The organism is Desulfovulcanus sp., assembly GCF_982781345.1.
The window spans coordinates 33,424-46,332 of record NZ_CEYAEZ010000006.1 but is presented as its reverse complement, the minus strand read 5'-3'; the positions used below and the strand labels follow the sequence as shown (position 1 = coordinate 46,332).

At 43.1% G+C, this 12,909-nt stretch carries 12 protein-coding genes and 1 pseudogene; 4 read left to right on the top strand and 9 right to left on the bottom strand.

Translation table 11 applies throughout. The features are described 5' to 3' along the window. Window positions 1-612 precede the first annotated feature (612 nt). The 4 genes from AC3WVG_RS01910 to yedE all read right to left on the bottom strand — a co-directional run bounded on the left by AC3WVG_RS01910 (window position 613) and on the right by yedE (window position 3,484). Window positions 613-1,491, bottom strand: a complete 879-nt coding sequence (locus AC3WVG_RS01910) for an NAD(P)H-hydrate dehydratase (RefSeq protein ID WP_488796489.1) — start codon at window positions 1,489-1,491, stop codon at window positions 613-615. Then, the gene (locus AC3WVG_RS01905; protein ID WP_488796488.1) at window positions 1,479-2,024 is read right to left on the bottom strand and encodes a putative Se/S carrier protein; all 546 of its coding nucleotides are present in this window, start codon (window positions 2,022-2,024) and stop codon (window positions 1,479-1,481) included. The genes AC3WVG_RS01910 and AC3WVG_RS01905 overlap by 13 nt, the downstream gene beginning before the upstream one ends. A gap of 116 nt (window positions 2,025-2,140) precedes the next feature. Further along, window positions 2,141-2,365 carry a sulfurtransferase TusA family protein gene (locus tag AC3WVG_RS01900; RefSeq protein ID WP_488796487.1) on the bottom strand — a complete coding sequence of 75 codons (225 nt, stop codon included), beginning with the start codon at window positions 2,363-2,365 and terminating at the stop codon, window positions 2,141-2,143. Between the two features lie 27 nt (window positions 2,366-2,392). Continuing rightward, entirely contained in the window at window positions 2,393-3,484 is a 1,092-nt protein-coding gene (yedE, locus tag AC3WVG_RS01895) for a YedE family putative selenium transporter (RefSeq protein ID WP_488796486.1), read from the bottom strand. A gap of 546 nt (window positions 3,485-4,030) precedes the next feature. Between yedE and AC3WVG_RS01890 the strand changes: the two genes are divergently transcribed. The 3 genes from AC3WVG_RS01890 to AC3WVG_RS01880 all read left to right on the top strand — a co-directional run bounded on the left by AC3WVG_RS01890 (window position 4,031) and on the right by AC3WVG_RS01880 (window position 7,033). Next, window positions 4,031-5,008 carry a hypothetical protein gene (locus AC3WVG_RS01890; RefSeq protein WP_488796485.1) on the top strand — a complete coding sequence of 326 codons (978 nt, stop codon included), beginning with the start codon at window positions 4,031-4,033 and terminating at the stop codon, window positions 5,006-5,008. Window positions 5,009-5,396: 388 nt separating this feature from the next. After that, window positions 5,397-6,323, top strand: a complete 927-nt coding sequence (locus AC3WVG_RS01885) for a class I SAM-dependent methyltransferase (RefSeq protein WP_488796484.1) — start codon at window positions 5,397-5,399, stop codon at window positions 6,321-6,323. Window positions 6,324-6,409: 86 nt separating this feature from the next. Further along, window positions 6,410-7,033, top strand: coding sequence for a fumarylacetoacetate hydrolase family protein (locus tag AC3WVG_RS01880; protein ID WP_488796483.1), 624 nt, complete (start codon window positions 6,410-6,412; stop codon window positions 7,031-7,033). Here AC3WVG_RS01880 and AC3WVG_RS01875 read toward each other — a convergent pair. The 3 genes from AC3WVG_RS01875 to AC3WVG_RS01865 all read right to left on the bottom strand — a co-directional run bounded on the left by AC3WVG_RS01875 (window position 7,030) and on the right by AC3WVG_RS01865 (window position 10,308). Then, window positions 7,030-8,661, bottom strand: coding sequence for a B12-binding domain-containing radical SAM protein (locus AC3WVG_RS01875; protein WP_488796482.1), 1,632 nt, complete (start codon window positions 8,659-8,661; stop codon window positions 7,030-7,032). The genes AC3WVG_RS01880 and AC3WVG_RS01875 overlap by 4 nt on opposite strands. A 91-nt stretch (window positions 8,662-8,752) precedes the next feature. Further along, window positions 8,753-9,571: an SDH family Clp fold serine proteinase gene (locus tag AC3WVG_RS01870; protein ID WP_488796481.1), complete on the bottom strand. Its 819-nt coding sequence runs from the start codon at window positions 9,569-9,571 to the stop codon at window positions 8,753-8,755. An 11-nt stretch (window positions 9,572-9,582) separates the two neighbouring features. Continuing rightward, window positions 9,583-10,308 (bottom strand): rhomboid family intramembrane serine protease, encoded by a 726-nt coding sequence (locus AC3WVG_RS01865; protein WP_488796480.1) that lies wholly within the window; start codon window positions 10,306-10,308, stop codon window positions 9,583-9,585. 588 nt (window positions 10,309-10,896) lie between these two features. Between AC3WVG_RS01865 and AC3WVG_RS01860 the strand changes: the two are divergent. Further along, window positions 10,897-11,091 (top strand): annotated as a pseudogene (locus AC3WVG_RS01860) (hypothetical protein); the annotation flags it as partial. A gap of 111 nt (window positions 11,092-11,202) precedes the next feature. Here AC3WVG_RS01860 and AC3WVG_RS01855 read toward each other — a convergent pair. Both AC3WVG_RS01855 and AC3WVG_RS01850 read right to left on the bottom strand, forming a co-directional pair. Further along, window positions 11,203-11,562, bottom strand: a complete 360-nt coding sequence (locus tag AC3WVG_RS01855; protein ID WP_488796479.1) for a four helix bundle protein — start codon at window positions 11,560-11,562, stop codon at window positions 11,203-11,205. A gap of 96 nt (window positions 11,563-11,658) precedes the next feature. After that, complete coding sequence (locus tag AC3WVG_RS01850) at window positions 11,659-12,606, bottom strand: helix-turn-helix transcriptional regulator (protein WP_488796478.1); 948 nt, start codon at window positions 12,604-12,606, stop codon at window positions 11,659-11,661. Window positions 12,607-12,909 lie beyond the last annotated feature (303 nt).

The following is a 12,909-nucleotide window of genomic DNA, read 5'->3' as shown; positions in this document are numbered from 1 at the left end:
AAGAGGTTTATCACTAAAAGTGGAAGGATAAGACTTTCCGAGAAAAAATTAAAACCGACCCCTCAAAATACAAGGGTAAGTGAGCTTTTAATAGGGTGTACCCGATAGCTGCATTTGGGTTGAGTGGTTGAGTAGGAGAGTGGGAGAGTAGGTGAAGAGAAAAAACAATCAGCAGATGGAATGCCAAAATTAAGGCTTCTCAAAAAACAGTGTATAGCGCATGCACCCTCTTTCACCTGTTAAGAATCTGTGGCCAACCCATTTTAACCGCTGATTGAAAGTCTTGGTTTCTGAAATGCATTACAAACGGCTTGGGTAACCCCATCTTGACGAAGCTTGCGGAAAAACAGAGCATCGGGATGAATAGGCAAATATTTTACGATATTGACCATAACTATCGATAATAAAAAGAATATTTGTTTGCCCAAAGTATCCCATTATGCTCTGCCCGCAAGCAAGTTTTGAGAACAGGTCCAAGTCTTTGTACCAGCATGAAAGAAACCAAGACAGGAATGAACAGTGGTAATCGAATTGATAAAAGACTCGGCCACAGGCTCTATAGATGGATCCGGGCATTTGCACCAGCATGAAAGAAATCAGGATTGAAAAAAATTATAAAAAATTATCCTCTGAGTAAGGTTTGGTCACAGACTCTAATGCCCTGGGGATGTGTTGTATAATCTCTTCAATCTGAGTGGCAGGGGTAGGTTTGGCGTAATGACCAGCCAGCCGATTGGCTTTGGCTGCAACCACGCAGGCCTTTTCTATCTCCATTCCAGAATGGATCAAGGCGGAGACCATTCCCGTTATGGTATCACCGGTACCGCCAATGGCCTCCATGGCTTCTTCTGTTGGGCCTTCTATACTGGCCAAGATTCTGCCTTGGTGGGCCACATGGTCCTGCTTGCCTTTAACCAGCAAATAGCGTGCTGCGTTCTGATGTTTGTATGCCCGGGTAATCAGATCCTGGGCCTGGTTGTCTTCATGGAGAATAAAACCGCGGGTGTAAAAAGGATGTGGAGCCTCTTCATCGGCCAGAAAGGCCAGTTCTCCTATGTCTGGGGTAAACAGGTCGTATTCTTCAGCCTGACCGCTCATCTTGGCCGCGTACATGAAGCCGGCGTCGGCAATCAAAGTGGGTTTGGGGTCTATTTCCTGGAGAGCGAATAAAACCCGGTTGTGCCAGTCCACATCTGGTTGTAGATAGTGAAAGGTTACGGTGCTAAGGTCTAAATTTTTAACCTCGTTTTCAAGATACGCATACAATTTGCGGCTACCATGACCAAGACCTATGTCCCCCACCAGCAAAGCCAAAGGCTCTGGTAAACCTAAAACCTGGCAAGTTTTACACACCGCACCCAAAAGAGCGGGTGTGCCTCTGCTCACTTCTACTTCCCGGTCTTTAAGGTGGATCTTGCCTTGTTTTAAGGTGACTTTTCCTATTGTCAGGGGAAAATCCTGGTCTGGAACTGTTCCCACTATCCCAAGCATAGCCTTTTCATCTCCTTAAAAGCCAATTCAAGGGCATATCCGCAAAGTGTATGTCCAATATCTCTTGGGTGAGGGGCGTCTTGCAAGTTCTTGCCACATAAGTTTTTGGCCAGATATGGCACATCCGGACAACCCCCTCCGGAGACATTGACAATGGTCAGGGTCTTTTTATCAACGGTCAATTTCATATTGGCTGCCCGGACCATGAGCCAATCTCCAAAATCCTTAACATGAAATAAATCTACAGGCTCAAGTAATGGGCTGTTTACAGGTACGACCTCTTTTGGAGTTAAACTGGCATTGCGCAGAGAGCGGAGGATGTTTAGCTCCTCAATCAAAGGGAATTCTATGACCAGGTCACACCCGGTGCGAATCTCAGGTGGCGGCCCCATGACCTTGATCTCCCAGCCGGAAGATTTAAGGGTACTTTCTGCTCGGATGACCTCGCTGGTGTGATTAAAGACGAGAATTCCCCGATCCCATTTGGGACCGCTTTTTTTAGAGGATGGCTTTTTTCTAAATTTAAAAAACATACGGTGTGAAAATGAGTTTTGATGATTTGAGTTTAAACTTTATAGCAAAGCGCATGGACATAGTCCATGCGCTTTGCTTCTTGTATCGAGAAACACTCCTCCAATCACACAACTCGTTATTTTTCAAGAATTATTTTGTACTCATCATTTTCTGTTTCGATTTCTTTTACTTGCCACCCTTGACTGCCGGCAGCGCGGATTACATTTTCCCTGGAGGTATCAGTATCCACCAGAACTATTAATTCGTTACTTGAAGTTGTTTTAATTGCATCCATAACCAGGAGAACGGGTTGCGGGCAGGATAGTCCGCGTGCATCAATCGTTTTCGCTGTTTCGCTCATTGTTCCCTCCCTATCTCAAATCACGAATTACGCTTTCTTGCGCATGGTGAAGCCAATAAACAGACAAACTAATAAACCAATAATAACCGCGGCCATACCGTGAGGACCAATTCCCTTGGGTGAGCTGGCCAGACCGAAATTATGGGCAAAACCGGCGCCAACTATCATACCCAGAACAAACACGGCTGCATCCCCATCTCCTTCACCGGCCATAAATAACTGCCTGCCAGGACAGCCTCCTGCCAGGGCAAAGGCCAGTCCAGCCAGAACCATTCCGGCAAAATTCCATAAGGTCATGGAATGGGCCACAGGTTGATTGGCAAATCCCGGATTAAACTGTCCCAGGATCAAATTGGTGACAAAAGCCATCACTACTAGGGCAACTATTCCTGAGAAAAGATAACCTTGCCTGAACAAGATCAAATCCCGAATGGCTCCCATGGTGCAAAAACGGCTTTTCTGGGCCAAAAAGCCGATCAAAAGTCCAACGCCAAGGGAAATGGCTAAAGGAGCGTGCATGGCTCCTGGTCCTTTTATGCTGTAAAAAAGGACTCCGTTTTTGGTCTGTCCTGGGATTTGAGGAAAGATAAGCATGAGCAGGAGAAAACCTAGCATAATCAGGGGCAGGATAAGTCCGACAGAAGTATAGGTTTTTTGTGCCCGTCCAAGGTTATAGCCCTTTTTAAGAAACAAAGTGCCAATCCAGATACCGAAGGCGAGGCCGATTAATCCAGCAATAGCATTTCCGTCACCTCCGGCCAGGCGAAGCAAGGCACGCCAGGGACATCCTAAAAAGACCAGGGCGCCGATCATGGCAAATGCACCCAGGACAAAGCGGACAATAGGGGCAGAACCGGCCCGCGGTCTAAATTCGCGAAAAATTAAAGCGGCAATGAGTGCTCCAAGTACAAAGCCTATAATCTCCGGCCGCATGTATTGGACTACTGCTGCGCGGTGCAGGCCCAGGCTGCCTGCAATATCCCGCTCAAAACAGGCCACGCAAACGCCCATATTGGCAGGGTTCCCCAACTTTTGTAATAACGGGGCCAAGATGCCAATGACACTACCCACCAGGATAATTCCCGAGCGGCTACCCAAAAAGTTGTTCAGTTTCTTCATATATACCTCCCTAGTTTAAGTTTTATGTCTATAGAGTTTGGAGTCAGTTTGAGATGTTTGTGTGGTGAGCTTTTTATGTTAGCTTGCGAGTTGTTCCTGCTATTACAAAGGTTATATATCTTGTACGGATGAACTCTCTATTGAAGAGTAAACAGTCTTAAAAGGAAAGAAATCGACTTCCTATATGCGCGTTAAATATTAATTTTTCAAATTAAATTTTCTAATCAAAAATTAAGTTTTTAATAGAAAAAAATGTTCGTACGAAAATCATTTTTTTACTCCGTCCTGACAACTAACCATACGAAATCGTTTTCAAACTTCAGCATAACAATGTGTTAAATCGGAACGAATTTCTAGTGATTATTTATTTTTCCAAAAGCACGGTTTTTGCGTGTGCATACGATAGCTTCACTTTAGAGACTTTTTTTCTTTGGCCTACTCAACTACTCAGCTACTCAACCACTAAACCAAGGTGCAGCCGTTCTTGCGGCGATATTTCTTGTCTTCACATTAAAAAACATTCATTGTATGGTTTGAATTTTAACCATGAGACGAAAACTTTTTATAAATAATATGTCCTTTTTACGGCGTTATTACGGGCCATTAGCCCTGGTCTTTTTAGGAGCCTGCGAAGTGCTTCTCTTTTTAGGGGAGCCATTGGTAGGGCAGTGGTTTTACCTCCTTGCCTGGTGGCCCTATATCTTTTTTGTGGATTGGGTGGTCAAAAGACGTACCGGCAATTCCCTCCTTATGGACCGCGCAAGGGAATTTTTGTGGCTCATACCCTGGTCAACCTTTTTCTGGCTTATCTTTGAATGGTTCAATCTTTTTCTCGAAAACTGGCACTACGTGAACATCATTTCTTCTATCCATCTAAGGTGGGCTGGTTATTTTCTCTCCTTTGGCACAGTGCTTCCCGGTCTTTTTGAAACCTACGAGTTCCTTGCCTCCTATAAAATTTTCAGCGACCGCAATGTAAAACCGATCCGGGATGCTAAAAAACTTTATCCATGGTTTCTTATCCTGGGGGCGCTGTTTTTGGTCCTGCCCCTGGCCTACCCACGATATTTTTTCCCTTTAATCTGGGGAGCCTTTGTATTTCTCCTGGAGCCGGTGAACCATGCCCTTGGCGCACCTTCTCTTTTACGTGAATGGGAAAAGGGGTCTTTGAGAAAATTCTTTTTACTCCTCTTTTCCGGCCTTATTTGCGGGGTTTTGTGGGAGTTCTGGAATTTTTGGGCACAGAGCAAATGGATATACACCGTGCCCTTTGTAGGGGATATCAAACTCTTTGAGATGCCAGTGGCCGGTTTTTTGGGTTTTCCGCCCTTTGCCGTGGAATGCTACTGCCTGGTATCCTTTTTAAGTATCTTCCGTAAGGGACGGACTTGGGAACGAGACAGGGCATGCATTGGCGCAAAGACTTCGCTGACGCTAAAAGTTTTTGCCTTTATATTACATCTTCTTTTCTATGCATTCATGTTTTACGCCATTGATATTTATACCGTGAAAAGCTATCTATAACTCCCTATGTAAATTTACCCTATGGAGCACCTTATTCTGACTCTCGACGCAGACGTGATGAAGAAATTGATATTCTTAACATGTTGTGTTTACAGGCAATACTAATCTTTGTTTTCTTTTTTGCTCAAACTGAAGTACAGAATAATTAAATCCTAAATTTTGCAATTTCTTCACGGCAAATAGTTTGAGATTGCTTCGTCGTTTCGCTTACGTTCGCTCTTCGAATGACAGGATGAGCGCTATGTCATTGCGAGGGCAGCGAAGCTGACCGTGGCAATCTCACTCAGTTGGTGAAAAGTATAATCGCCAAAGAATATTATTGTATTGTTTTAAGGTGGTTGCTGTAAAAATCAGTCAAAATCGTAAAATTTAGGTAAATGAGGAACGGGTGCATCCGATAGCTGCACCTGCTATTTATGAAAGCTTATATTTTAACCGCAGCTCCACTGAGGAACTAGAGAAATTCCATCAAGTAATCCTATTACTATCTATCTATTATGCGTTAAAAGGGATATCAATGAGCAAGTATAGTTGGGATGCAGAAGATTATGCCAAACACTCGTCAGCTCAACTGGGTTGGGCCAGAGAGTTAATATCCAAGCTTAATCTGAACGGGGATGAAAATATTTTAGACATTGGTTGTGGTGACGGCAAGGTGACTGCCGAAATAGCAGCAAATGTACCTAACGGCTCTGTAGTTGGTGTCGATAATTCTGAATCAATGATTGACTTAGCAGAGACTAATTATCCAGCTACAAAATATCCCAATCTTTCTTTCCAGCTTGCGGATGCACAGAAGTTGCCGTTTGAACAGAAGTTTGAAGTCGTCTTCTCTAATGCTGCCTTGCATTGGGTTATTGACCATATCCCAGTACTTGAGGGTATTTATAAAAGTCTCCGTCCAGGAGGAAGAATTCTTCTTCAAATGGGGGGGCAGGGTAACGCTGCTTCTGTTATTTCTGTATTGGATGAAGTAAAAGCTGAAGCTGAATGGTGTTCATATTTTAAAGACTTTGAATTCCCTTACGGTTTTCATTGTCCAAAAGATTATAAAAGGTGGTTGAAATATTCTGGCTTTAACCCCATCCGTGTCGAGCTTTTTACTAAAGATATGATTCATGAGGGACGCTCTGGATTAGCTGGCTGGATAAGAACAATTTGGTTGCCTTACACACAACGAATTCCCAAACAAAAAAGAGAAGTGTTCGTTGATGAAATTGTAAATCGGTATATTCAGAAGAATCCACCTGACTCAGAAGGAAAAATTTATGTTAAAATGGTTAGGTTAGAAGTTGAAGCCATAAAAAATGCATAAGAACAACTTCGTCTCGAAGCGAACGGGCGAGAGAGGTTGTTTTTCAACAGGTATAGAAAAGAAACAGATCACAGGGTTCAGGGGTTATGAAAAAAGTAATTTTTAATTCAAAAGAACTGATTCCTTCTAAAATTGTTTGTATCGGTAGAAATTATGTTGAACATATTAAAGAGTTAAATAATGAAATCCCGTCTTCAATGGTAATTTTTAACAAACCAAATTCATCAATTTCACATGAACTTTACTGGATAAGTGAAGATTGCCATTTTGAAGGGGAAATCTGTTTTGTCATTGAAAAAGGAGAGATTGCCGGGGTAGGATTTGGTCTTGATCTGACAAAACGTGAACTGCAAACCAAATTAAAGTCAAAAGGTTTACCCTGGGAGAGGGCAAAGGCTTTTGATAATTCTGCTGTTTTTAGTGAGTTTGTAAAGTTTGACGGTGATTTTAAGTCTTTAAGACTAGAGCTTTTAATCAATGATAAATTGCTTCAGTCCGGTGGATATGACCTGATGATATATAAACCTGCTGAAATTTTAAAAGAGATAAAGAGTTTTATGAGCTTAGAGGATGGCGATATCGTTATGACTGGTACTCCAAAAGGAGTCGGAACTTACAAAACCGGTGATAAATTTGTAGGCAGGATTTATTCTGATGAAAAAATTTTAATTGAGAAAACTTGGATAGCCAAATTATTACCTAAACCTTAAAAATCCACATCTATTTCAATCCTGGTCTTATCTTTACACGTGATAAACTTTAGGTTTGAAAATACTCTCTTAAAAATTTCCCATTTGAATTTTGGCAGCCTATGAAAGCTCTGGCCATTATAAGCATACAGGGCCTTTTCCAGGATGAGTCTGTTTAAAATGGTCAGGCCGAGATCAAATCGTTTGTTTGATGCCTGTTTCATGCAAAGAACCTGGCTGAGCTTGATATTCTCCTTGCCGGAGATTGATTTCAGGAAGTTGATAATACGCGTGCAAATAAACAGAGAATAAAGATCTTCGCGACTAAAATTTTGCGTTTCTATGGCCATTGCCGTGGATCTGGCCAGAAAAAAATCCTTTTCAGCCAAGGGGGCAAACTTTTGGGCAATCTTTGAGCCCGGTGCCAGGTAGAACAGGGATGGGCCGATAAGCACGGGCTGGCTGGTCAGGAAGGCGAGGGTCTTGATCATGGAGGCCAGACTTTCCTGCGGAAGCCCCAATATCTGGTAGGCAACCATGTGGAAACCGAGCTCGAAACCTTTGTTCACGACCTGTGTAAATTTTTCAACCGTATGCGGCCTGTGGCAGGATTTAAGCACTGACTGGTCAGAGCTGACCAGGGCAAGATTCAGGTCGGTAAAGCCGGCCTGGCGCATAAGAGTCAGCAGTTCGTCATCAAGGTGAAGATAAGAGAGGCCATTCATGGCCACCAACCGGATCTGCCCCGGGGGAAAAGTTTTTTGAATGGCAAGGCATAGATTTTTCATTTCATCCTGGAAGAAAGTGAGGTTATCGTCTTCAAAATCAAAGACCCGATAACCTTGCTCGTAGCGAATTTTCATTTCTTCCAGGATAGAATCTACGGTTCGCTTCCGATATCCCGTGCCAAATGTGGCCCCGACCGAGCAAAAGGAGCATTTATGCGGGCATCCCCTGGACGTGGTTATAAAATAGATGGGGTCTTTGCCCATCCGATACCTGGTCAGGGGAAAATCCGACAGGTCGGGCAGGGGTAGTTTATCCAGATCATAGTTGGATCCTACAGGGTTTAGATGTACCTGCCCATTTTCTTTAAATCCCAAACCGGGTACCCGTGCGTAGTTTTTATCTCCTGTAAATTCCTTTAAAAACTCCACCAGGGGCTTTTCACCTTCCCCTTGGATGATAAAATCAATGCATTCTTTTTTTAAAATTGAATAAGGCTCTGCCGAAACATGGCTGCCGCCGGCAATAACAGGCACAGGGATTCTTTTTTTGATTTCTTGAGCAAGTCTTAGGGCTTCTCTGAAGTATGGAGAGAAGAGAATAGATATCCCCACGAGGTCTGGTTGCTCCTCGGCCACGATCTGCGCGGCCTGGATAAAATCCGCTCCAAAATGGTAATAATGGTAAAATGTGCAGAACGGGCTTGTATCCGGACAGGGGTAGAAGTCTTTCAAATAGGAGAGTTCCCTGGGGATAGGAATAGTTTTGCGGCCAAAGCCATGGTGAAAGTCAAGTATTTTAACTTTTACTTCAGGCAGAAACTTTTGCACAGCTCCCTTCAGATAAGCCAGGCCGATGGGCTGTAGCCGGATGCTGGTCTGGTAAAAGTCCTGAATAGGAGGCTGGACAAGAACGAGTTTCATTTTTCGTTCATTTTCCCTTCGCAAGCGAAGAAGTGAATATTTGGCCCAGGACAAATTCTAGCCTGGGCCAAAGCAATCAGCTCAATAAAAACTATTGTTTACTTTTTTTGGGGATGGGCAGGTACTCAACAGTAGGCATTTTGCGTACGGGCTGAGGGTAAAGGCTTAAGAGCTGTAAAAATTCAGCCGGCATATCTTTAGATACATTTAGGCCCAGCTTTTGGGCTTCCTCAAAGGTGATGGGGTAGTCATGAGTCCATCTGCCTTCGGATAAAGTCTTGGCCAATTCTCTGGCCTTTGCCTGATCAACCTTGCCGTCCAACAGTTCATACACCGCTTCTTCAACCTGTTTAATGGCCTTGGCAGCCACGTCAGCCATGATCAGGCTTTTGTCTTCTATCTTATCGGTGCTTTTTTGCTGGGTAAGTTTGACAATGGATGCCGCAGGGTATTCACCGAGCTGGGGATCCACTGGGCCCAGGACAGATGATTCAGTCATGACAATTTCATCAGCAGCCAGGGCAATCATTGTTCCACCGCTCATGGCATAGTGAGGAACAAAAACCGTGACCTTGCCTTTGTGCTTTTTCAAAGCCCGGGCGATTTGCAACGAGGCCAGAACAAGACCGCCCGGAGTGTGCAGGACAATATCCAATGGCACATCAGGATCGGTCATGTAAATAGCCCGCAAGACTTCCTCGGAGTCCTGGATGTCGATGTATTTAAACACCGGAAAGCCCAGCAAACTCATGGTCTCCTGGCGATGGACTAAAAGGATGACCCGTGATGACCGTTTTTTCTCAATTTTTGCAATGAGCCTTTGCCTGCTGGCCTCCAGCATTCTTTGTTTGAGTACGGGCTGCAGGGCGGATAAAATAAAAAAGATCCACAACAAGTCAAATGGATGCATAAAGTGACCTCCTATAAGTTGCGATAATTAATGAAAATTTCGTCAGGATAAAGCCGACGATACTCTTTTTTGCGCAAGAGGGGTAAAAGGATGATCCCGGCAATAAACCCGCCAATATGGGCCCACCAGGCAATATTGGAACCGTTATTTGCCGATACAATAGCCAGTATTCCGGGAAACAGTTGAGAAACAAACCAACCTACAAGATACAGAACTGCCGGAATCTCAATAAAATAAGGGATAAAGAAAATAGGGATTAAAGTTATTATCCTGGAATACGGAAACAAGATCAGGTATGCACCCATGACGCCGGCAATTGCCCCGGATGCTCCAACAACAGGAATAGTGGAATATAAATCGGTCAGGAAATGGGTCATATTGGCTGCAAGCCCGCAAAGAATATAAAAGATGAGATAACGGAAGTGTCCCAGCCTGTCTTCTACATTGTCTCCAAAGATCCACAAGGCCCACATATTGGAAATAAGATGAAACCAACCCCCATGCAGGAACATATTCGTTAAAAAGGGTGTATAATCCCACGGAGGCAGACCGACAAAAAAGGCCCAGGCTTGATTGGTATATCTGGCCGGGACAAGACCGTACTTGTGGATAAAGGTAATTAAATAGGGTTCGGGTAAAGAAACCTGGATAAAAAAGACCAGGATGTTTACTGCCATAATCGCATAATTTACAAATGGGGTTTCCCTATGGGGAATACTGTCTTTTAGAGGAATCATCTATCCACCTTTACTGACTTTTGGTTGATTGGAGACTATACCTTTAAGGCACAGTTTCTGTAGCCTATATTTGGGAACTAATTTGAATATTGTTTCAGGTCAAGAGGGAGATGTTTCCCGGCCAGGGAACTCATCTAATTTTAAAGAATAATCTCGCGCAAAGACGCCAAGACGCCAAGGGAAAGACATTTTTTATCCGTCTTGAGTTCCAAGCCGAACAAAAACCCCTCGGCCCGACGCGAGGTTTTCTCTTATAAAGATTAGATGCGCTTGCCCTGATACGTTTCCCTTACCACTTAATCCTTAACTCTTACCCCTATCTTATATTTATACTAACCCACCGTGATCTTTACGGATTAAGGTTTACTGTTTTGTTCTTCTATGGTAAAATATTTTTTTAAACTTAAACCTGAATCAATGACAACCAGAGCTTTTGGTCTTCTCCGACCATGGCTCCATGTAAAGTTGGTGTGTAAAATGGATATTCATGTTACCCCAGAGGCCTCACGTTATATTCTTCAAAAAGGAGGACATGTAACAATTTATGTCATGTCCATACAGGGTTGATGAAGTGGTACCAAGCTCCCGGCAGTTTGCCTGGGTCAGCCAAAAGACTTGGTAAGTGGACGATTTCATAAAATAGAACAAAGCACATTGACCATCTGGATCCAGGAAAATATTCAATCGGAACCCGGCAAAACAATCTCGATTCACCTTAAGTCACGTCTCTGGTTCAAGCAGCTTCAAATAACCGGAGCCACTCTTGGGGTATTTTCAGATTGAGTTTTGCTAGTTCTCTGGCAGGGGACATCGTGCGTATTCGGTGCCTGCACCTGTCGGGGTAAAGGCTAGTTTAAGGGGGTAGGAGTTAAGGGGTACGGGGTACAAGGAAAGTCATTTGATTTTCCCTTTTAGAGTTGACAACATCCTATTTAACATTTTGCTTACTTCTTTATAAGACTCCTCAAGAGGCGTATAATCCACCTCCGACAAATACTGTAAATCTTTTGCTAAATACAAAAAATACCTTACCTCTTCAAGGGACCCACGTGCATTGAACAAAAATTTAATATATTCCTTTGTTGAATTTCGTGAGTATCCTTCCACAATATTCGCTGGCACCGAAGCTGAAGCCCGTCTAATCTGATTTGTTAATCCGTATATTTCTTTTTTTGGAAATCTGGATGTTACCTTATAAATCTGTAAAACTAGCTCATGCGCTTTCTGCCATACCCTCAAATTTTTCCAATACACTACTTACCCCATTTATTCGTGAACAGTGAATAGATTTTCTATAATCTCTTCTTCTCCCTTTTACCTCTTACCCCTCTTACCCCTTTACCCCTAATATTACCCCTTAATCCTACTTTCCTCATACATCCGGGCTATTTCCTCTGCCATGTCCTGTTTTAGTGAACAAGGTTCCAATACTCTGGCGTTAGCCCCAAATTGCAGTACTTTCATCTTTATCTCTGTAAAATCTGCCACCGGAAGGGTAAGTATTACTCCTTGTTTGGCTGGCTCAAGCTGTTGGTCCTTGTGCCATTTCTGCTCCCTGATTATATTTGCTGCCTTACCTGTAAACAAAATTTTTACCTGCCTGGTTTCTTCCCCCTTAAAAATACCAAAAGCCGAGTCCAGTAGCTTGTCCGGATCGATCCCGATCTCATTTTCTGAACGGCTTTTAATTTTCAGCACACTTGCTGCCCGGATACGCGCGACAAGGAATGTACGCGGCTCTTGTCTTAAATGACAAAACCCCAAGACATACCAGCGGCCTTGATAATTGATAAAGCGTAAAGGCTCTATGATACGTTTGGAAATAGAGCCGTCTGGCTTAGAATATATGATTTCCATCCGGCGCCTGAGATGAAAGGCTTCTATTATTGTTTTCAATATCTCAGGCTGGATATTTTGCAGCTCTATCCTTTCGCAGCGCAGGTTGTCGATTATTCTTTTGTAGTCGGCAGATAAAAGCTCTCCCAGCCGTTTTTTTAACCTTTCCACCTCGGGTAGTGCCGAAAGCCCTGACTCTTCAGCCAGTCTATGTACCATAGCCAGTAAAAAAATAATTTGCGGGCTGTTTTCAAAAGGCAAAGAAAATTGTGTTTCGTAATAATAGCCGTTTTTACCATGATGAAATTTCAAAGGAGCAAGGAGCCTCTCTTTCATATATTCAATATCTCTGTGAGCAGTGGCTTTAGAAACCTCAAATTCGTCTATTATACCGGAAGCATTAGGATAATTATCGGACAATACCTGCTGATGAAAAAAGTAAATGCGCTCAAGTTTGCTCATGATTTTCTCCAAAAAAATGAAAATAAATGATAGGTATATCACTATATGATAACCCTGTTATGTTAAATATCAGGAAGATTAAAAAAAGGTCAATGTAATATGTATGCATTACAAGCTAAAGTAAAGAAGTCATGCAATTTGAGATTTTATAACTGATTTCAAAACATTTTGTATTTCAGGAAACAGACTCAGGTGTTCTGGGGTGCATCCGATAGCTGCACTTACTATTTATGAAAGCTTATATTTTAACCGCAGACGCACGCAGACAAGCGCGCCCGGCAACTTGCCGCTCGCACAGTTGTC

What these genes read in the sequence shown, in the direction of transcription:
- AC3WVG_RS01905 (WP_488796488.1), bottom strand. Translation starts at nt 2,024, where the DNA reads ATGTTTTTTAAATTTAGAAAAAAGCCATCCTCTAAAAAAAGCGGTCCC.
- AC3WVG_RS01900 (WP_488796487.1), bottom strand. Translation starts at nt 2,365, where the DNA reads ATGAGCGAAACAGCGAAAACGATTGATGCACGCGGACTATCCTGCCCG.
- yedE (WP_488796486.1), bottom strand. Translation starts at nt 3,484, where the DNA reads ATGAAGAAACTGAACAACTTTTTGGGTAGCCGCTCGGGAATTATCCTG.
- AC3WVG_RS01865 (WP_488796480.1), bottom strand. Translation starts at nt 10,308, where the DNA reads ATGATTCCTCTAAAAGACAGTATTCCCCATAGGGAAACCCCATTTGTA.
- AC3WVG_RS01880 (WP_488796483.1), top strand. Translation starts at nt 6,410, where the DNA reads ATGAAAAAAGTAATTTTTAATTCAAAAGAACTGATTCCTTCTAAAATT.
- AC3WVG_RS01875 (WP_488796482.1), bottom strand. Translation starts at nt 8,661, where the DNA reads ATGAAACTCGTTCTTGTCCAGCCTCCTATTCAGGACTTTTACCAGACC.
- AC3WVG_RS01870 (WP_488796481.1), bottom strand. Translation starts at nt 9,571, where the DNA reads ATGCATCCATTTGACTTGTTGTGGATCTTTTTTATTTTATCCGCCCTG.
- AC3WVG_RS01910 (WP_488796489.1), bottom strand. Translation starts at nt 1,491, where the DNA reads ATGCTTGGGATAGTGGGAACAGTTCCAGACCAGGATTTTCCCCTGACA.
- AC3WVG_RS01850 (WP_488796478.1), bottom strand. Translation starts at nt 12,606, where the DNA reads ATGAGCAAACTTGAGCGCATTTACTTTTTTCATCAGCAGGTATTGTCC.
- AC3WVG_RS01890 (WP_488796485.1), top strand. Translation starts at nt 4,031, where the DNA reads ATGAGACGAAAACTTTTTATAAATAATATGTCCTTTTTACGGCGTTAT.